18 protein-coding genes are annotated in these 20,105 nt (G+C 49.0%); 7 read left to right on the top strand and 11 right to left on the bottom strand.

The window, feature by feature from the left end:
• Positions 1–4 precede the first annotated feature (4 nt).
• The gene (locus ORJ00_RS13150; RefSeq protein ID WP_306140077.1) at positions 5–1,813 is read left to right on the top strand and encodes an alpha/beta fold hydrolase; all 1,809 of its coding nucleotides are present in this window, start codon (positions 5–7) and stop codon (positions 1,811–1,813) included.
• A gap of 3 nt (positions 1,814–1,816) precedes the next feature.
• On the opposite strand, the gene dgt is transcribed toward ORJ00_RS13150, so the two are convergent.
• On the bottom strand, positions 1,817–3,274 hold the full coding sequence (gene dgt, locus ORJ00_RS13145) for a dGTPase (RefSeq protein ID WP_306140076.1): 1,458 nt from the start codon (positions 3,272–3,274) through the stop codon (positions 1,817–1,819).
• Between the two features lie 249 nt (positions 3,275–3,523).
• On the opposite strand from dgt, the gene ORJ00_RS13140 reads away from it, so the two are divergent.
• A complete protein-coding gene (locus tag ORJ00_RS13140) occupies positions 3,524–4,435 on the top strand; it encodes a CE1 family esterase (protein WP_306126532.1) in 912 nt (303 codons plus the stop codon).
• A 9-nt stretch (positions 4,436–4,444) separates the two neighbouring features.
• On the opposite strand, the gene ORJ00_RS13135 is transcribed toward ORJ00_RS13140, so the two are convergent.
• Together ORJ00_RS13135 and ORJ00_RS13130 are read right to left on the bottom strand one after the other, a co-directional pair.
• Entirely contained in the window at positions 4,445–5,041 is a 597-nt protein-coding gene (locus ORJ00_RS13135; protein ID WP_306126533.1) for a response regulator transcription factor, read from the bottom strand.
• Positions 5,041–6,201 (bottom strand): ATP-binding protein, encoded by a 1,161-nt coding sequence (locus tag ORJ00_RS13130; RefSeq protein WP_305977812.1) that lies wholly within the window; start codon positions 6,199–6,201, stop codon positions 5,041–5,043. The genes ORJ00_RS13135 and ORJ00_RS13130 overlap by 1 nt, the downstream gene beginning before the upstream one ends.
• A gap of 106 nt (positions 6,202–6,307) precedes the next feature.
• Between ORJ00_RS13130 and ORJ00_RS13125 the strand changes: the two genes are divergently transcribed.
• Genes ORJ00_RS13125 through ORJ00_RS13115 form a run of 3 tightly spaced genes read left to right on the top strand, consistent with a single transcriptional unit; the run spans position 6,308 to position 8,966 of the window.
• Complete coding sequence (locus tag ORJ00_RS13125) at positions 6,308–7,285, top strand: alpha/beta fold hydrolase (RefSeq protein ID WP_306140075.1); 978 nt, start codon at positions 6,308–6,310, stop codon at positions 7,283–7,285.
• A gap of 11 nt (positions 7,286–7,296) precedes the next feature.
• Positions 7,297–8,226 carry an ABC transporter ATP-binding protein gene (locus tag ORJ00_RS13120; RefSeq protein WP_306136926.1) on the top strand — a complete coding sequence of 310 codons (930 nt, stop codon included), beginning with the start codon at positions 7,297–7,299 and terminating at the stop codon, positions 8,224–8,226.
• Complete coding sequence (locus tag ORJ00_RS13115) at positions 8,223–8,966, top strand: ABC transporter permease (protein ID WP_027669494.1); 744 nt, start codon at positions 8,223–8,225, stop codon at positions 8,964–8,966. Before ORJ00_RS13120 ends, ORJ00_RS13115 begins: the two co-directional genes overlap by 4 nt.
• Positions 8,967–9,047: 81 nt before the next feature.
• Here ORJ00_RS13115 and ORJ00_RS13110 read toward each other — a convergent pair whose 3' ends face one another.
• The 6 genes from ORJ00_RS13110 to ORJ00_RS13085 form a co-directional block, all read right to left on the bottom strand.
• A complete protein-coding gene (locus ORJ00_RS13110; protein WP_306126537.1) occupies positions 9,048–10,304 on the bottom strand; it encodes a T6SS phospholipase effector Tle1-like catalytic domain-containing protein in 1,257 nt (418 codons plus the stop codon).
• 218 nt (positions 10,305–10,522) lie between these two features.
• Entirely contained in the window at positions 10,523–11,431 is a 909-nt protein-coding gene (locus ORJ00_RS13105) for an aspartyl protease family protein (protein ID WP_305977408.1), read from the bottom strand.
• Between the two features lie 200 nt (positions 11,432–11,631).
• Positions 11,632–12,099: a PA2404 family protein gene (locus tag ORJ00_RS13100; protein ID WP_305977409.1), complete on the bottom strand. Its 468-nt coding sequence runs from the start codon at positions 12,097–12,099 to the stop codon at positions 11,632–11,634.
• Positions 12,089–13,237: a PepSY-associated TM helix domain-containing protein gene (locus ORJ00_RS13095; protein ID WP_306140074.1), complete on the bottom strand. Its 1,149-nt coding sequence runs from the start codon at positions 13,235–13,237 to the stop codon at positions 12,089–12,091. Before ORJ00_RS13095 ends, ORJ00_RS13100 begins: the two co-directional genes overlap by 11 nt.
• Position 13,238: 1 nt before the next feature.
• Positions 13,239–15,362 (bottom strand): TonB-dependent siderophore receptor, encoded by a 2,124-nt coding sequence (locus tag ORJ00_RS13090; RefSeq protein ID WP_306140073.1) that lies wholly within the window; start codon positions 15,360–15,362, stop codon positions 13,239–13,241.
• Between the two features lie 149 nt (positions 15,363–15,511).
• Positions 15,512–16,819, bottom strand: coding sequence for a short-chain fatty acid transporter (locus ORJ00_RS13085; protein WP_306140071.1), 1,308 nt, complete (start codon positions 16,817–16,819; stop codon positions 15,512–15,514).
• Positions 16,820–16,858: 39 nt separating this feature from the next.
• Here ORJ00_RS13085 and ORJ00_RS13080 point away from each other — a divergent pair, with 39 nt between their 5' ends.
• Together ORJ00_RS13080 and ORJ00_RS13075 are read left to right on the top strand one after the other, a co-directional pair.
• A complete protein-coding gene (locus ORJ00_RS13080) occupies positions 16,859–17,662 on the top strand; it encodes a kinase (protein WP_306126539.1) in 804 nt (267 codons plus the stop codon).
• Between the two features lie 94 nt (positions 17,663–17,756).
• A complete protein-coding gene (locus tag ORJ00_RS13075; RefSeq protein ID WP_306140070.1) occupies positions 17,757–18,704 on the top strand; it encodes a glycoside hydrolase family 16 protein in 948 nt (315 codons plus the stop codon).
• A 161-nt stretch (positions 18,705–18,865) separates the two neighbouring features.
• Here ORJ00_RS13075 and ORJ00_RS13070 read toward each other — a convergent pair whose 3' ends face one another.
• Both ORJ00_RS13070 and ORJ00_RS13065 read right to left on the bottom strand, forming a co-directional pair.
• Positions 18,866–19,447 (bottom strand): hypothetical protein, encoded by a 582-nt coding sequence (locus tag ORJ00_RS13070; protein ID WP_027669485.1) that lies wholly within the window; start codon positions 19,445–19,447, stop codon positions 18,866–18,868.
• Positions 19,437–19,961, bottom strand: a complete 525-nt coding sequence (locus ORJ00_RS13065) for an RNA polymerase sigma factor (RefSeq protein WP_027669484.1) — start codon at positions 19,959–19,961, stop codon at positions 19,437–19,439. Before ORJ00_RS13065 ends, ORJ00_RS13070 begins: the two co-directional genes overlap by 11 nt.
• Positions 19,962–20,105 lie beyond the last annotated feature (144 nt).

Raw genomic sequence — 20,105 nt, 5'->3', positions numbered from 1 at the left:
TAATATGAAACAGCCAATAAACACAATAGTTGCTGTTGTAACACTACTGATTTGCTTGAGCAGTTGTCGGTCTTCTGAGCAAGAGTTAAACACAGATCCGTTAGAACAGTTACAGTTGATGCAACTCGGTGATCGGCAGTATTGGTTGGCATTGCCGCAACACTATCAATCTGACAAAAGCTATAAACTATTGTTGGCGTTTCATCCATCAGGCGGCAGCGGCAAGGGAATGCAGTCGCTAAGTCATTTTGAACAGGGTAACAACGACTATATTGTCGCCTATCCTGATTCCGAGCAGGTAGAATGGAACGAAGGCTGTAACTGCAATATTGCTCACCGCCTGGGTGCAGATGATCTGCAATTTACCTCTGATATGATTGTCGATATTCAGCAGCGTCATACTGTGACGCCCGGCGAAGTCTATGCTGCTGGCTACTCTCAAGGCGGGCTTTTTGTGCAAAACCTTGCTTGCAACCTGCCACAGCAGTTTAAAGCTGTGGCCGTGGTAGCCGCCCCAATGTCTGTTCAACTGGCATCCAGCTGCGCGCCACCGCAGCCGGTATCAATAATGATGGTGCACGGTACTGCCGATCCGGTGTTGCCTTACAACGGCATGGTGCACAGTAACTTTGGTTTGATTAGTTCTCCAGATGCTATAGCTTTACTGGCTGGCAAAAATGCGGCTTTACCTTATGTGTTAGAAAAAGCACTGAATGCCAGCGTTAACCTGACCAGCTACCATAATGGCAAACAGAAATTCCAGCTGTTCAGTATGAAAGACGGTGAGCACAACTGGCAATTCTCCGGCTTTGATACCCGCCGGGAAATTCTGAATTTTTTCGCCACCGCAGAGCAAGCCGAATTACCTGAACACTCGCAACGGGTTAGCACTGAACAGGGACAGTTTCATGTTCGTGCTATGGGGCTGAATAACCCCGGCCCGGCGATAGTGTTACTGGCCGGACCAAATTACAACTTCCACAGTGACAGCGCCTGGTTTGCGGCTTTGCAGCCGTTGTTAGCACAACAGTTCCGCGTGTACAGTATTGACAGGCTGGGTAATGCTTTTAGCAGCACCAGTGACGATTTATCTTATCGCCGCTTTGCTGACGATCTGGCACTGGTATTACAGAAACTGCAAGAAACACAAGTTACACTGGTTGCTTTTGCCAGCAGCAGTATCAGCGCGCGTTGGTTTTATCAACAATATCAGCAACAGTTTACAATTAACGCTATGTTGTATATCGACCCTGATATCCCGTTGCCACATTCACTAAGCTTGTATCAAGGCTACCCGGCAGACTGGTATTTGGCGAATTTGCCTGCCTTATTACCGCATCTGGCTGCCGGTAACTGGAGCGCCAGAACCAAAGATAAATTGGCTGTTGAATATGAGGAAGTACAGCAGTTGGCTGCACAGCACAATGTCTCTGTGGACTGGAATTACTTTGAGCAAATTATGCAGCTACGTTTGCTTATTCCACAGCAGCAGGCACGGGCGACTGAAATAGCGGCCTATATTGCTGATTTGGACAGCTATGCCACACTGCCTATGATATCGGCCATTCCAGTTAGTGTGATCGACAGCGACTTTGAACAGCAACAAATCGAACAGGCCGCCAATGAACCGGAACTGGCTGCAGCGTTACAGCTGTGGCAGCAGGAAGGCAGTGCCTGGAGCGCAGAGCAAGCGTCGTTGTCTAATGGCCAATATATTGCTTTGGCTGACAGCGATCACCTGGTGCCATTGCAACAGCCGCAGCAAATTAAATTAGCACTGGATTGGTTGTTCAGGCAGGCACAGTTACCCTGAATATCAGCCGCTAATGCAACTTACCAGTGTCTGATACTCATCAAAGGCAAAATGGTCGGTCATACCGCTGATAAAGTCTTGAATCAGCCGGCAGCGATAGTAAAGCTCCAGTGCCTTATCTTCTTCCTGCATCGCTGACACGGCAAGCTGGTAGGCGCCAACATGCTTTTTCGGCAGCCGGTGCGCCAGCCGTTGTTGCTGCGCTAAGTGGTAGGCGTTGTTTTGCAGTACAGCGCTAAATTCAGCTGATGGCAGCAGTAATAACGGTTTATAGCACTGCAGTAACCCAGCAAGCATACGAAAACCCTGTATTTCAAGGGTTTCTACCTCTGGTTGGTTAAAAACAAACTGCCGGGCAACCTGCTTAAATGTGCTGGTTATAGCATGATATTGGCTATTATCTTCCAGCAAGGCGCGGTTTAAACTGCCGTCATACACAGCAGTAATATTGCTTACAAATTGGTGTGCGGCGTGTCTTACCAGCGGGTGTATCATCATTACCCGCAGTTTAATAAAAAAGGTCGACGCGGTATTCACCGGCTCGGTATGTGCGCTATCTAACGCGGCTTTTATCAGCGCTGAAAAACTGGCACTGCCACCGCGCTCGGTCTTAATTAATCGCCCTTCTGGCTCTAACTCAGCAAAGGCGGTGTTAAGCTGATAAGCCAGTTCTGTCAGGCTAAATAAACCTTTTTCTACTGCATCCTCAATATCAGCCAGACAATAGGAAATATCATCTGCCGCTTCCATGATATATGTAAGTGGGTGTCGGCAACCCGGCGCAGTGTCTAGCTGCTGCCACAGTTGCTCAACAAACGCCTGTTCAGAAAAGTAATACCCCGGTTTTTTTTGTAAATAGCTAAGAGGCTGCTGTTTATCAGGTTTGCTACTGGTCGCGCAGCGGGTGTATTTTAAAATACAGGCGGTTTGTGCATAGGTCAGATTCATCCGCTGTAAGCTGTGCACCAGCCGTATCGCTTGGGCATTACCCTCAAATTGCGCTAGTTCAGTGCACAGCACGGGCCACTGTGGCTGCTGCTGTAAGTTATGTGTTGTTGTCAGCTCAGGCAACACCTGGCTAAACCAATCGTTTATTGCACTTTCGCCACTATGACCAAACGGCGGGTTGCCCACATCGTGTAACAGGCAAGCCATTTCAACCATCGATTCTATCGGTCGCTCTAAATCAGTAAGGCCATATTGTTCGAGTTGTTCTGCAGTCAGGCTGCGAAAAATAGTCTGCACTATAAAGCGGCCGGTTTGCTGCACCTCCAGCGAGTGCGTTAAGCGGCTACGCACGGCGGCATTGCGCTCCAGCGGAAAAACTTGTGTTTTTTGCTGCAACCGGCGCACAGCAGCGGAATGGATAATGCGTCCACGGTCGCTTTCCAATGCGCTTTGCAAATCGCTACTGCGACTTTGTAGTTCGCGATCCGCTTTGATTTTATTGCGAAAATCCATTGGCATGCCTGCTATTGATGAAAAGGCTATTCGGTCAGTTGGACATTAACAGCCTGTTGTACGACAGACAATACGCAAATGCCGGATAATCTATATTGCCGGTTTTTAACCATTTTCACTGCGTAAGCTTTTCGTAAGCAAAATATTAGCCACAAGGCCTGTTGCGTAAGCCAATAGACAAATAAGTTCTCTAGCGTGCTTCGGTTCGGGTGCGGTGCCTGAAAACGGGGTAATACAAGGAGAATTCAAATGTGGAATATAACAATATCTTCGCCGGTTTTTACCCTAACAACTTTATTATCAGCCAGTATTCTTAGTGCCTGCAGTGGCGGTTCCTCCAGTGAGCCGCCGATTGTATCGAAAGATAAATGTGCAATATTTGGCGTTGGAGCAAAATGTGATATTGCTACAGGTCGGCTTTTTCAACTGATTTCACCCGTTGCCGCATCGGCTGAGCCTCGTCCGGTGTTATTGGCCTTTCATGGTTCGCCACCTTCATATGGTACACCGGAAAAGCTAAATCAATTTTTAGCCTTGCAGCAGTTTGCTGATCAATATGGTTACTTGATTGCTCTACCGCAAGGTGGTGATGATTGGGCGTGGAGCAGCGAGTTGCAACCTGGTGCAACCAAAAGCGTTGATACCCAGTATGCTCAAGACATCATTGACCGCTTGGTTAGTGCTCACAATGCGGATGCTTCAAAGGTCGCAACGATAGGCTTTTCGGCAGGTGCTATGATGTCTTACCAGCTGATATGTCAGATCCCAGAGCAAGTTAAAGCCGCGTTTACTATTTCTGGCCAGGCAGTAGGCGAGCTTGCTGCTTGCCAGCCCGCACTGCCGGTTGCATTACATCATTTACATGGCACCGGTGACACCGAAATGCCGATAAACGGCCGCGTGACCATATCGGGTAAGAAGATTAACAGCTTAACGGATACGCTGGCACGCTTCAGGCAAATAAATGGTTGTGCCTCAACCTATGAGGAGATCGAACCTAAACAGCTGCAAACTGCTGGCAACCTGGCAACACGCTTCGAGTATCAAGGATGTTTAAAGGTAACGGGTTATACCCTGGTAGAAACAACAGAACATCAACCGGATTACATTAAGACAGAACTTCACACGTTGATGCATACCCTATTTGACTCAGCCTTTTAATCTTGCTTATTACAACCAGCCTTTTTGCCGGGCAATGCGTGCGGCGTCGATGCGGTTGGCTGCGTTAAGCTTGTTGATAGCCTCAGACAAATAATTACGCGCGGTACCTTCAGCTATAAACAAAGCACTGGCAATCTCGCTGGTGCTCTGTCCATCAGCGGCAAGTCTTAGCGCCTGGCGCTCTTTATCGCTTAATGGGTCTTGTTCTCCCAGCGAATTAAGCAGTAATTCGCTGTCGATAACGCGTTTGCCTGCCATTACTTGCGTGATGGCGCTAACTAACTCCTCCACTGGCGCATCTTTTAATAAAAAGCCACTGGCCCCGATATCCATAGCACGTTTAACATAACCGGCGCGGCCAAAAGTGGTAATGATTACTACTTTGGTTGCCAGTTTTTGTTGCTTTACGTATTGCGCTAAGTCAATGCCGGTTTGGCCAGGCATTTCAATGTCACTGAGCAGTAAATCAAATGGTTGTTGTTTTAACAAGGCTAATGCAGCAGTGCCGTCGGCCGCTTCTGTTACCTGATAATCGCCTTCCAGTGTCAGCAGCGCTGTTAGTGCCCCGCGCACCATGGCCTGATCTTCAGCCAGTAAAATTCTCATTACATTTGCTCCTGCAGCGGCAGTTGGATGGCGGCGTTAAAACCGTCGGTGTAGGTGGTTGTTAGCTGGCCACCGATAGCGGATAAGCGTTCACGTAAACCTTTGATACCATTGCCCTCGGTTACTTTAGTGACGTTGCCATTGTCATGCAGGTTAATATGCAACAGTTTATCCTGTTGATCAAAACTCAGTTGGCAGCAATCGCCATTACTGTGGCGAATAACATTGGTAGCTAATTCAGTTAGTGCCAGTATTAATGCAGTTTCGCGCCGGTTGTCCAGCTGAGGCATATCACCGATTAGCAGTGCCTGAAAACCGGCATCACGTAACCGGTTTAGTAGTTTAGCGACCTCTGCCGTCAGCCCCTGATGTTTATAACCTGACACGCTCTGTCGTACCTGGCTTAGCGCATCGCGCGCTATCTGACTAAGCTCGGTAAGCTGTTGCTGTGCAGCGTCAGTGTGCTGGCGGGCTAGTAGTTTTTCGGCTAAATCTGCTTTTAGAATGATACTGGATAAGGTGTGACCGAGAATATCATGCAAATCGCGGCCGATACGCTCGCGCTCTACCATGGTCGCCAGCTGTTTAATTTCATCTTCGCTTTGCAGTTCTGCCAGGCGATGGCGCTGCTTAGCTTGCTCGGCACGGCCTAGCAAGCTTACCGCCACTATGATAGGTAGCCCCATGATTAAAAACAGCTGCCATTCAATATTAAGGCTTACGTCCAGTACAACCAACAGTGTTATAAGCATTGCCATTAATAACAGATAACGTTTTAACGAATAGGCAAAGCCAATAAAGAAGCCGGCATAAGAAAACATGGCGATAGAGCCGGAGTTAATCGGTGTAATCAGACTGGCGACCAGCACAATACCTACGATAGGCCAGTGTAGCTCGGTTCGTTGACAGCGGTAAGCCCAAAAGTAACAGAGCAAAAACAGCACTAAAGCAGATGCCATACTCAGGTATTCCCAAATAGCAAAGTGCATGACAAATAACGGAATGACATAAAACACCAGATTGATCAGGTAAATCCAGCTGAGTTTACTTTCAAGCTTCTCGTAGGATGTCATCGCGCTCTCCTGCTTGGGTTTAGTCGCCAGTGTAATCAGTAACTGGTTTGTGGCGCCAGTGACAAAGGTCATATTACAAGGTGGCATTTGTCATCCACTATTGCTGACAAGCGTTACCTGTGGCATTTGAACTTCCAACCTACACTGGCTCCATCAACATCACACACAGCTAAACACTGACGGGGTCTACGACATGAAAGCATTCAATACGACAATTTGTAATCTGGTTCTGGCATTAGGTTTGGGTAGCAACTTGCTGAGCCTGCCTGCCGCGGCGCAACAATCTGTCCCTGCGACAGCGGCACAACAGCAGCAGGCATGCGCTTGTTTTGAAGTTAAAGTAGTCGGCGAAGGCCCTGCGGTAATTCTTATTCCGGGTTTAGCCTCGTCTGGTGAGGTGTGGCAAAGCACGGTTGAAGCACTGAAAGCTGACTATCAGCTACATATTTTTACGCTGGCCGGATTTGCCGGCGTCAAGCCAATACCTATGCAAAGCTGGGGTGAAGGCTATCTGGCATTACAGCATCAAGCAATTCTTCGCTATATCAGTGAACAGCAGTTAGATAAGCCGGTAATCATTGGTCATTCACTGGGTGGCTATCTGGCGCTGGCGTTGGCTGCGGATGCACCGGAGCATATTAGTGCTGCGATTAATGTTGATGGTTTGCCGGCACTCGGTGCGATGCTTGGACAGAGCAATACGCAACACACATCACAAAGTACATCAAAAAATACATCAGAAAACGCATCACAAAGCACGGCCGGGACTGGCGATAGCAAACCACAGCCTCAACGGGGTGGCTTTGACCCTGTAGCAATGGCAAAAAGCATGGCAAACAACGAGCAATGGCAGCAGCGCATCGTGGCGGATATGTATCGCTCGGATGGCCAAACCTCAGGCCGGGTATTTGGCGAACTGATGCGGGCAGATTTACGGCCACAGTTGTCTAATCTTCGCGTACCGGTGCTTACGCTGGGTGCACTGCAACATGGCGCGCCTTACAGCACACCGGAACAGGTGCAAAAAAATTACGAAAGTCAGTTGGCTAATGCCCCGGCAGCGTTTCACAGTTTCGCGTTTGCCCATGATTCCAAACACTTTATTATGGCTGATGCACCTGAGTGGCTTAACCAGCACATTCAGCAGTTTTTGTCTAAGCAGCAAGGTTAAAGGGGTGCAAGATGAAACCACAGACCGATGCAGCGCTAAAGGTAAGCAACCTGCACAAAAGCTACAACAGCAACGTTGTACTGCAAGGGGTAACGCTGGATGTTGCTCCTGGCGAAGTACTTGCGATACTGGGGCCAAATGGTGCAGGTAAAACCACACTGATCTCGGCTATTTTAGGCCTGGTTAAGACTGACAGCGGTGAAATACGCCTCTTGGGCCAACGGCAAGACAGCATGGCGCGCAGTATGGCTATACGACAGAAGCTGGGTGTGATGATGCAAGTGGGCAGCCTTAGCGCCAATTTAACCGTGTTTGAGCAATGCGATTTATTCAGTAGTTATTTCCACAACGGCTATAGCCCGACAGAACTGGTTGGCCTTGCCGGACTGGAGGGCCATGTTAAACAACGTTTTAGTCGCTTGTCAGGTGGCCAAAAGCAGCGTTTATTGTTTGCGTTGGCACTTGCCGGTAAGCCGCAACTGGTGTTTCTGGATGAGCCGACACTGGGTATGGACGTTGAAGCCCGTCGTAGTTTATGGCAGCAGGTTGGCCGGTTAAAACAGCAAGGCGTTGCTGTGGTGCTAACCACACATTACCTGGAAGAGGCCGAACAACTGGCCGACCGCGTTTTAGTGCTGGATCAGGGGGTTATTGTTGCCAGCGGTAGCCCGGCTGAGCTTAAAGCGTTAACGCAGTACAAAGTTATCAGCTGTCATAGTGCACTGGACAATGCCGCTTTACTTGCACTGCCCGGCGTACAAGAACTAAGCCGTGACAACAAACGGATTACCTTACATAGCAGCCAGCCTGAACAAACGGTTAAAGCCCTGCTACTGGCAGACGAAAGTTTACATCAGCTGGAAGTGCGGTCGGTAGCGCTGGAACAGGCTTTCTTGCAGCTGACCCAAGGTAGCAAAACAACAGAGGAGCAAGCCGCATGAGCACTGCCGCAATCTATCGTAAAGAAGCCTGGTACGACTTAATCAGTGTTTGGCGTACGCCCGGTTTTGTTATACCGTCGCTGGCATTTCCGCTGATGTTTTATCTGTTTTTTGGTGTGGTATTCAATACAGGCGCTGCCAGTACTTATATGCTGGTGACTTACGCATGTTTTGGCATTATGGGGCCGGCGATGTTTAACTTTGCCATGAATATTGCCAGCGACCGAGCTCACGGTTGGTTAACCCTAAAACGACTATCGCCAATGCCGGTTCCGGCTTACTTACTGGCTAAATTCAGTACCGCGCTGGTGTTTTCGCTGGTAATTATCGTGGCGTTGTTCACCGTGGCCGCCCTGTTTGCTGATGTCAGGTTGCATAGTGCACAGTGGTTTCTACTGGCGATGGTATTGTTGTTGGGCACCTTGCCGTTTGCCTTAATCGGGCTGATTTTAGGTTTAACACTTAGCGATAAAGCTGCGCCGGGTGTGGTCAACTTACTTTATCTACCGATGGCGTTTTTATCCGGCCTGTGGCTGCCAATTCATTTGTTGCCAACGGTATTGCAGCAAGCCAGCTGGATTTGGCCCAGCTATCACTTGTCACAACTGGGTCTCAAAGTTATCGATATGGATCAGGGCCATGCGCTGTGGCTACATTTGTTAGTACTGGTTGTCAGCAGTGTGCTGTTAGCTGCCCTGGCGGTGTGGTCGTTTAAACGCCTGACAGGACAGAAAGCATGAAACAATGAATAAGCCTGAACTAAACCGAACCTATCTGAACCAGCAAGCGCAGGGGGAAAATACAATTTACTGCCTGGCATGTCAGGCAGCAAATTGTAAACCATACTGGTTGCCTTTTTGCCAGACACACTGTGCGATATTGTGGCCAAAGCGCTCGCTGTCAATGCTTACGTTATCGCCCGTTTTTAACTCACCGTCAAATTGAATGCGGGCGCCACCGCCTTTACTAAAGTCGAGCACCTTACAGCTTGCGGCAAACTCTTTTAGTGTCAGCTGCGCTTGCGGGGTATCGTTTACCTGAAAGCGCACGGCATTACGCCGGTCAGCCAATTTATCAGCTGCAGGAAAGTCCGGATTTTGCGGCTGATAATTACCTTTCGCAACACGCTGATAGACACTGTCGTGAATACTGACATTTATAGGCGGGTTTGCCGGATCACCAAACACGAGTCGCACCGACTCTGCATTGGCCATTTTTTCCAGCAATTTATAGCTAAAACTATAAGAGTCATGTGGTTGCATATTTAAGTCTGGTTTGCACTGTGCATCCAAATAGGTCTGGTTAAACACCAACCCTAGTGCCGATGCCTTGCCTACCATCCATTGCAAGGCGATATCGGACAAGCCGCATTCTGCGTAGCCACCGCCAATATCTGAATGGGCACCGGCAAACCAGCATTGCTCCATATATTGGTCGTCTTGCAAAGTACCGGTCCACAAATCGGGTTGAAATGGCGCCCGCCTCTCATCCAGTGCCAGAGCATGGTAGGCATATTTAACTTGTGCACAGATGCGGGTATTAAAAAAGCCCACCCAATTACGGGTAAACTTACCAAGTAAAGGTGTTGGTGCGCCAAGAGCGCCAACCGTGTCAAACACGCCAACCATACGAATATCAGGGCGATAGTTGTCTTCGTATAGTCCTTGCTGGCGATCTTCAGGCTCAGTGCGATAGTGCTTGTAGGCTTGAGTTAGCTTATCCAGCGTGCTTTTTTCCAACAGCCCAACGGCATGGATTAAGCCAACAAAAGCGCGTGCGGTATAAGCGCCACGGCTAAAGCCAAAGGCGTATATTTCATCCCCTAGCTGAAAGTTATGAATTAAAAACCGATAGCAATCCAGTACATTTTTTTCCAACCCACTACCAAAGGCGCCGCCAATAAATTTATCTATTTTTCCGCCGGTGCCTACACCTTGATCATAGAATACAACCTGATGAATGCCGTCAGGGCTGACGGGGGAAATAGCCCTAACCATTTTTGTAACGTTAGTTGGGATGTCATCTGGTTCATTCCAGGTACCATCACAACAAATGATAATACGTTTTGCTGCCACCATAACTTTGCTCCTGTTAAAAAATAACCGGCATATCGCTTAGCGATAACAGCGTCGAATGTGCAAAGAAGTATAGTGTATTAATGGTTAAAAAGTGTACAAGCTGTTGCTGCACACATTTTTAGGATGGTGTTATAGCAATTGCTAACAAGTCTAGCGGGTATCACAGTGCAGGTGGTGGTGTCTGGCCGACCACCGCACCCTGATGCAAGGCCCTGAGATTAGCCTTCTTCTGGCAGACCAACATGGGCATAACCGTTTTTGTAATCAACGGTTAATACAAAGTGTTGCAGTATATCGTAACCAAGAATGCCCTGTATTTTCTTGCCCCGGATATTAGACCCGAGCGCCTTATACTGATCTTGCTGAAAAATGCGGCTGTCATCAGCAGGAATGCTTACCAACACATGCTCCAGAGTATAAGGGCCAAACACGACCTCTGGAACACGGTAGTTGTCCATTACGGCGACATGGCTGGTAGCGCCCTTAGAAAGGCTTTGCTCAGCAGACAAGGTGTCATGCCAGCCCATAGCTTCAGCCATGGATTTATTAAACAGTAAGCCGCCGTTGCTGCCGGTATCAAAAAGCACCCAGGCTGATTTATCCTCTCCCAGCCCCACTTTTACTATTGGCATACCACTGCCTTTTTGCAGTTGAAAGTCGATATTTTGCAGTTCAGACATCTTAAGTACACCGTGGGTGACAAAACGGATGCGCTGATTAGGGTAGTCGATTTGTAATACAAATTGCTCGAGGAAACCGGCGCCCAATAATAACCCTGTTGAGTGGTGCCCCAAGGAAATGTCAGCTAGCCCGTCCAGCTTCATCTCGGCGCCAAACAAATTTACCGGTACCTGGTTAAAACTATTGACCATCTCCGTGCCGTGCACGCCCTTGAGTTTATAATTTTGTCCAGTGCCGAAGCTCAGCTCGTTTTTATTACGAAACGCGCTGTTTAAGGCGTTAATTTGTGAGCCGGTATCTATAATTGCTTTTGTTTCAATGCCTGAAATGGTGATGGGTATTGAAATATGACCATTCTCAATCTTAAGTTCCATCCAGGGTGTAACACCAGCAAGAGCCGGTAGGGCTGTTAAAACTGCAAAGCACAAAGTGAATAATACTTTCATAACAGAAAGCGTCCTTACTTAATTAAAAAACGCATGTTAAACAACTGGTGGCTAAAAGTACATTTAAGTTAACAGGGAAGTAGTACTATGTAATTTGTAACATTTTAAGCGTGACATGGTACTGCAGCGGTTTGCCATGATAACAGGGGGTTTAAACGAAGATACGGCAGTACAGCATGGCATATACTGCCTTACGATTATTATTTTCTAAGTAAGCTTGAGGGTAAATCCCAGCTTGTGGTGAGTATTTCATCCTGCCAGGTTTGTAGCGTCAGCCAGACTTTGTCACGGCCAGCCAGATTTTTTGGCGCTATGGCGTGCACATGCTGGCCGTGGCGGCTGCCGTGTAAAATACCTGCTTCGCCCTGTTGCAGCTGTGCCAGCGGCAAAGCCGCAGGGCCAATATTTAAATAGCCCTGACGTAAGGTGCTGATATCGCCTTTGCTGAATATCAGCATAAAGTCTTTCACGTATTCGTCGTGGTGCGCGTAAGGTGGCTCCTGGTTTAACGGCATAGGCGAAATTTCAAACCCGCCCACTTGCTGTGCCGGCCAGGCTGCCGGGAACTCGGGCGTCAGTGACTGATATAAAAACCAAAACGGTAATACCAACACCAGGCCATTCAGTTTGTATTTGTGTCGCTGCCAAAAACTGTTACTACGCGCCATGGTTAATCTCCTGCAACGCGGCGGCTTTGCGGCTATCACGCACAGCTTTTACCGTACGGCTGCCCCAAATCATAAAACCGGTAACTGACATACCAGACAATATTAAGCCAAACAAAAACCAAATGGCCTTGGTCCAGATACCGCCAATAGTGCCGTAATGTAATGGGTCAGCAATATGCATCACTGTTTGCAATGCGGTCATCGACTGCGGCGACTTCTCTTGAGCAATGTCGCCGGTCCAGGGGTTAATACTCAGGTTGTAAGCTTGCTCGTCATAAAAAATATGCTCGCCGCCGCCCATCAGGTTATACATACCGCGGTTATGCTCGGGCAACATCAGATAACTGGGGCGAAAATCCGGGAAGCGCTGTTGCGCAATCTGCATGGCATCGGCAAAGCTGACCGGTGGAGTTTGTTGCTTTGCCGGCAGTTGCTCTACGGTTACCAGCGGCGCATGTGGTTCAATATCAATATCGGCATGCCACATTATCGCCTGAACCAAATACCACAGCCCTGTCGCACTCATCACCGTTAGAAACCAAATTGACCACACGCCGGCTAAGCGATGTAAATCGGTAAGCACAGTTTTCTTACCTTGGTTAAAACGGATTTTCGGTTGGGTAAAGCTACGCCAGAAGTTTTTGTAAATCACTAAGCCGGTAACCAGTGCACCCAGCATCACCAATGCCATTGCCGATACCAGGTAATAACCCACACTGTAACTGCCCGGCCAGGGAAATAATAACCAGCCATGCAGGCTGCGCATAAAACCAATAAAGGTAATACCCTCATTTATTTGCTGAATTTCACCGCTGTACTGGTTTACGTAGGCAATAGCATAGGGCTTATCGTGATCGGTAAAGATCACGGCGTTGACCAGATAAGGCTCAAATATCATTACTGTACCCACGTCGGCAGTTGGGTAGGCTTGTTGCACTTTAGCCACCAATTCCGCTACCGGTTTGGCCGGCAAATTATCCGGGTTAGTGGCGCGCGAAGCGGGGTTGGTTAGCCAGGTTAATTCGTGGCTTAACACCGCGATAGTGCCGGTTAAACAAACAAAGCAGAAGATTAACCAGACTGGCAGCGACACCCAGCCATGTAGCTGAAACCAAAAGCGATTGCTAATTTTTGCCATATCAGAACGACCAGGTAGCGCCTAAGCTAAAGTTACGTGGTGCACCGTAGTTATACTGCTGCGTTAAGCCGCCATAATACGTTTCATCCAACAAGTTATGCAGGTTCAGTTGTATCGAAAACTGCTTGTTAACCTCATAGCGAGCCATTAGGTTGGCCCGCACAAAGCTGTCTTGCTTAATCTGATAGGGCAAACCACTTAACGGTAGCGCAATTACATCACTGTACGATTCGCTTTCCCAGCTAAGGCCTCCACCAACCGTAAGTCCTGCCAGTATGTCGGTAAACTCATAGGTAGAAAACAGGTTCAGCTTCTTGCGCGGGTGGTTAACATTAATGTCTGCGCCATCGCGATCTTCAGCCGTAAACTGTGAATAACCTGCACTGATATTCCAGCTTTCGTTAACGCGGCCAATGACTTCCAGTTCAAAGCCTTTACTTTCAGAACCACGGGCAGCAAACGACGGGAAGAAATTATTTGCCGGGTCGTTATAGGTAGCATCTGCCTGCGCCAGGTTGTCCTGTTCTATACGAAACACGGCAAAGGCGGTTTGCAGAGCGCCGTCGAGGAAACTGCTCTTCACACCGATTTCCTGATTACTGCCGACGATGGCATTGAGGAAATTACCGTTGCGGTCATAGGCATTTTGCGGTGTAAAAATTTCGGTATGGCTGGCATACAATATATGGTCTTCAGCAATCTGGTAGGTTAGGCCAACATAAGGCACAAATTTATCGTCACCAAAATCCAGCGCTGCACCGTAGTTTATGCCGGCACGTTGCCACTCAGTGTAGCGGCCACCGGCAATCAGCTTAAGGTGTTCAGTGATCGCAAAACGCGTTGCCACATAAAAACCGCGCTGATCGGTATCAAGATCAACGGCCTGTTCCGGCGTAGTGGCCCAACCCGGCTCAGCCACGCTGCCATCCCATTGATAAAAGTTACCGCTGTCTGGCCAAGCCAGTGCGGCATAGGTTTGCACTTCAGATTGCTGTTTGCTGTCTAAGGCACCGGCAACAAACTCATGTTCGCGGCCCAGCAAGCTATAACTACCCTGTAGCTGAATATCGACGCTGGTTTGTTTGCTAAAACCGTCACTGTTATACGGCCAGGCGATCAGGCCTTCACCGCTGTCTTTGTCGGCTGCACCATAGATATACAACAAGCGGGTATTGGCGGTGTTTTTATTGTGGTTCAGGTTTACTTTGAGCTGCCAGCCGTTATTAAATTGCTGGGTTAAACTGATAAACTGGTTTTTGCTGGTTGAATCCCAGCGCGTCCAATCTGCTGCTGTAGTGGTACCTCTGTCCCAGTCGGTTGGCGTATCGTCAGTAAACAACGGAGGCAGTGCACCCCAGGTAGAAGCGGTTGGGTCATTATCCTGATAGCTACTGCCGAGGCTTAATGTGATGCTGTTGCTCAAATCGGCATCCAGCACACCGTACAGTAACGTTTTATCTTCTTCTGCCAAATCACGGAAGCTGTCGCTGAGCTCTTTTTTCGCCACAAAGCGGGCGCGCACATTGCCGTCAGCTGTCAGCGGTGTGCTGACATCGGTAGTCAGGAAGCGTTTGTTCCAACTGCCAACACCGCCGTTGATGCTGCCAGTCAGCTCACGGGCATTAGCATGCTTGCGTACTAAGTTAATTGATGCTGATGGCTCACCGACACCGGTTAACAGGCCGGTAGCGCCACGCACTACTTCTATGCGTTCGTAAATGGCCACATCGGTAATGGTTTCGCCGGAGTCACCGGCCAGGCTCCAGGCCATCGGCACACCGTCGAGCTGAAATTTATCGATATCAAAACCTCGGGCGCTAAACGTATTACGCGTGCTATCAAAGGATTTGGATGATAATCCCGGCGTTTGGATTATGGCATCTGCAATAGAGCTGATATCTAAATCTATTATTCGCTGTGCTGTCATCACACTTACAGACTGCGGCGTTTCCAGCAGGGTTAAGCCCAAGCCTGTAGCAGTATCAATGGTTTCATTTACCGTGTATTGGCCGCGTACGGTAATGGTTTCAACTGCTTTTGCGTCATTTTGCTGCGAATCAGCCGCAATAGAGGCGACCGGTAAACACGCCAGCTGCACTGCCAGCGCCAGTTTTAATTTGTTCATAGTTAACTGCATGCTCATCCTCGGAAATCCCGATGATGGTACAGTAATGATAATTATTATCAATAGTATTAAGTTTTGATTGCGATGAGTTGCAGTTGCCAGCCGTTAGTTTGACGTTCTGCTACTTCGTAGCTCATCGCTGTTCCAGCTCAGGCAAAGCTCAGCACCAGACTTATAATTACACCAGTAATAACAAGCTGCAGTAAGCAAAAGCCCATAATATCTTTCGCTTTTAAACCGGCAATGGCCAGTACCGGTAAGGCCCAAAAGGGTTGAATAAGGTTGGTCCAGGCATCACCCCAGGCAACGGCCATAGCTATGCGGCTGACATCGGCACCTAATTCCAATGCTGCGGGCAGCATTACCGGCGCTTGTACAGCCCACTGACCACCGCCGGAGGGCACAAAAATATTCACAATGCCAGCGCTGATAAAGCTGTAGAACGCCAGCGTTTCCGCCGTGGCGAAACTGACAAACCACTGTGACATACTTTGCGCTAAGCCAGATTGCAGCATAATGCCCATAATACCGGCATAAAACGGAAACTGAATAACAATGCCAGCACCGCCCTGAATGGCCTGCTGCAGGCTATGCAGTAACCGCCGTGGCGTACCGTGCAACACTATCGCTAAAAACAAGAACAGGAAGTTAACGATATTCAGGTTAAGGCTGCCACCCTTGGAAAAATATTGCACCAAGTAAGCAATACCGGCTAAACCCACTAGCAATGCTAGCAGCAGGCTATTTTCCAGTTTATCAGCCGGGCGGGCACTGCCGGTATCCAGCGGCTGAGCAGGCTGCAGCTTGGCTGGGTCAACATACACACTGTCGCCTTTGGCCGGTAACATCAGATAGTTCACCAGCGGTACGGCGATAAACAGCAGTGCGACTAACAGCAGATTAAAACCGGCAAAAATGGTTTCGCTGGTGGGAATAATGCCGATTTGCGCTTCGCTGAAATGATTTGGTGTGGCGATAGTCAGCGGCACTGAGCCTGCCAGGCCGCCATGCCACACCACAAAGCCGGAATAGGCGCTGGCCACAAGCAGGCGGTAATCTACTTTGATGCGCCGCGCTAAGGCTTTGGCAAATAAAGCGCCGACTACTAAACCAAAACCCCAGTTTAACCAACTGGCAATTAATGAGATCACCGTTACCAGCACTATCGCCTGGCCGGCGGTTTTTGCCAGTGCGGCAAGGCGGTTTAATATAGCCGTGATCAGCGGGGTATTGGCCAGCATAAAACCGGTAATCAGTACCAGCAGCATCTGCATGGAAAAACCGAGTAAGCCCCAGAAGCCATCACCCCAATAGCCTATAACGGCCAGCGGGCTTTGTTGCTCAAACAGCACTGCTGCGGCAAACACCACTATGCTGAGCAGTAACACAAAGATGTAGGGATCGGGCAGGTAGCGTTCTACCAGTTTAACCAGGGGTTTAGCAGCGGTGTTTAGCATAGTAGACTCATTATTCTGTTATTTGTCCGGATGGTTAACATGACTGATTTTCGCAGTAGCGCACAGTATCAGACAACCTTAGCGCAGTTGGTCAAAAAACTGCAATCCGACTTTAGCCTACCAGCAGTCATTGGCATCAGCGGTGCTCAGGGTAGTGGGAAAAGTACGCTGGCAGCATTGTTAGTACAGCAGCTAACCCTGCACGGCATCAAAGCAGCAGCTGTGTCGCTTGATGACTACTATTTGAGCAAGGTGCAGCGTACGCAGCTGGCGCAGAGTATTCATCCTTTGCTGGCACAGCGCGGGGTGCCGGGTACCCACAACATTCAGCAAGCTATTAAAGATGCTTACGCAGTGCTGGCGGGAGAGGCCGTTACGCTGCCGAAGTTTGATAAAGCACTGGATGAACCGGCTACGCCTTTGCCGTTGCAACAGCTGGATATACTGATTGTTGAAGGCTGGTGTGTTGGTGTTACCCCACAAACAGAGGCTGAATTGGCTATGCCGGTAAATACGCTGGAAGCCAGTGAGGATGAAGATGGCCGCTGGCGCCATTACATTAATGCGCAGCTTGCCGGGCCTTATACTGAATATTGGCATTTACTAAAATCGCTTATTTGGCTGCAAGCACCCAACTGGGATTGCGTATGCCGCTGGCGCGCCAGGCAAGAGCAACAGTTATGGCAACAACGCGGCAGCGGCATGACAGATATCGAACTGGCACGCTTTATGTTGCCGTTTCAACGTTTAACGCAGGCCGGTTGGCAGCAGATGCCGCAGCGGGCTAATAGTATTATCACTTTAGATCAGCAACAAAATATGACGTTAATTACTGGCAGATAATTAACCAAACAACAGAAAAGTATATGGAATTAGCAATTGACAGCGTTGTCATTTAACCGTTAGGCTGTTTTTTAAACAAAAAACGGGGAAAATTATGCGCTATTCATCATTTGCTGTATTGCTGCTACTGGGCGGTTGTGGGCCAGCTACGGTTACCAATTCAAATCAAACTGCGGCAATGCCTGATCAAACTGGTTTGATGTTTGACGATTTTAACTACACCAGTGCTGAGGCGTTGTTTGCCAATGGCTGGACTGCCCGCACCGAAACCGGCCATCCCGGTATTGCTGCTGCCACCTGGTCGGCAGAGGGCATAAGTGTTCACCCTGCACCAGAGCAAGCGCAGTTCGGCATTGCCCGTATGAGCTCGGTCACGGATGGTAGCGGTGCCGGCACACGCCATACGCAAATTTGTCATGCGCGTAAATATTTGTACGGCACCTATGCTGCACGAGTGTTTTTTCGCAACGAGCCCACTTATGGTGCGGATGGCGATGAAGTGATCCAGACCTTTTATGCGATAAGCCCGCTTGCCGCACCACTGGATCCGGATTACAGCGAAGTGGATTTTGAGTATCTGCCAAACGGTGGTTGGGGCGAAAACAGCGATAGTGCGATGTGGACCACCACCTGGGAAACCTTTCAGTTAGAGCCCTGGACTAAAGTGAACGAGTTTAGCCGCGTACCGGGTGATTATGCCGGCTGGCATACGCTGGTGATGAATGTAACGTCAGAGTCGGTGCGCTACTATGTTGATGGTAGCGAAATTGGCGAGCACAGTGCCGCCGTGGCGCCGGAAGTGCCGATGTCGATGAATTTTAACCTGTGGTTTATGCCTAAAGGCGCCGACGGCTCTGTTGGTCCGATTAACTCAGCTGAGCCCAGGCAGTATCAGCAGGACATTGACTGGGTTTTGCATGTTGAAGATCAATTACTCAACACCGCTGAAGTTGAAGCCAAAGTTGCTGCGCTGCGCGCTGGCGGACAACATGCTGTGGACGAGGTTGCCGACAAAGGCTTAGCGGCCTATTGCGGTTTATAAACCAAGGTAGTAAATATTCTTATGCTGCTCCCCGGCTGCAGAAATGCAGCCGCTTTTACTCAGCGATGTTTACAGTAGCGTATCGTAGCTGCCTTTCTGGCGTATATGTCAGTGCTAGTTGCTGCCGGTGTTTGCCGGCAGCTTAGTGCTGGGACAATTGCTTAGTCAAAGTCCGCGGCCAGCGCATCTAAATGCGCCAACTCAATGGCTTTTTGATGAACCTTTTTTTGCAGCCGGTAAATGCCAAACACACAGGCCGGCGATACGATCAGGCTGTAAAATAGCAGCATGGTAAGTGGGGTATCGTCCAGTTGCCACAGGTGCAAAATCCACAGTACCAGCGTAAATAACAGTAGTGCCAAGCAGCTGAGCTGGGTATAGCGATAATGCTGTACATTAAGCTGGCAGGCCCGGCGGCGAAATTGCAGCAAGCCGTTGCTACTCCAGTTGTCATAAGCCAGTATTGGCCGGTGTATCTGCCAGCTAATATATGCTGTACTTAAGGCCCCAAGTGCCAGAAATAGGGCTGAAACTCCCCCTAGCCAGCCAGGCAGGTTAAATAATAACCACACTGCAGTAATAGCCATAATAACCGCCCCGAGCCACTCGCCATACATCAGCAATTTTTGCTCGCGCAGGCGCTGACTGGCCTCGGCTAAATCAGTGGTGCTTGGAGCCGCCTCGTCCGCAGGTTGCTGCTGCCAGCTTTTCGCCAGGGCGTCAAAGTCAAAGTTATCTGCCATTTTGCATCAGCTCCATCAATTCTGTTTTGGCGCGATTAAGCCGCACCCGCACTGCACCGTGGCTAATTTGCAGAATATCTGCAATCTCTGGTGCATCTAAATCTTCCATTGCCAGCAAAATCACCTGCCGGTTAGCTGCAGACAATTGCCTTACGGCTCGCATTAACTGCTGGCTTTGTTGTTGTTCACCTAATAGTTCTGACGGGCAATCATCCAGCATCTGTTGCTGTAATTCGTCATCCAGTGGCTGCCACTTATGCCGCTGTGCACGGGCTATATGATCGACAGTGACATTGTGCACGATACGAAACAGGTAAGCGCGCGGCATTTCTGCAGCTTTTAGCCTGTCTGCTGCCTGATGCAATGCCAGAAAAATATCCTGCTTTAAATCTTGCCGCGCTGCCGGATCTGCCTCGTTTGCCATTAAAGCACGGCCAATGGCGCCCTGGTGTTGCTGCCATAGTTTCAAAACGAAATTGGTAGCGTTTTGCCCGCTGTTGGGTGCTGTTATCAAACGATGACGCCCTTTTATTAAGTCTGTCTGAGTTACGCAGCTTTTACCGCGCCTACCCGTTTAGTCTGTTAAGTCAGACCAAGTGTTACACAAATAAATAAAAAAATAATCTGTAACACCTGACAAAAAATCAACGACTTAATC

The sequence above is a fragment of the Rheinheimera baltica genome, from assembly GCF_030731985.1.
GTDB classification, from domain to species: domain Bacteria; phylum Pseudomonadota; class Gammaproteobacteria; order Enterobacterales; family Alteromonadaceae; genus Alishewanella; species Alishewanella baltica.
The sequence above is the reverse complement of the archived record's forward strand: the minus strand, read 5'-3'. Positions and strand labels throughout refer to the sequence as shown.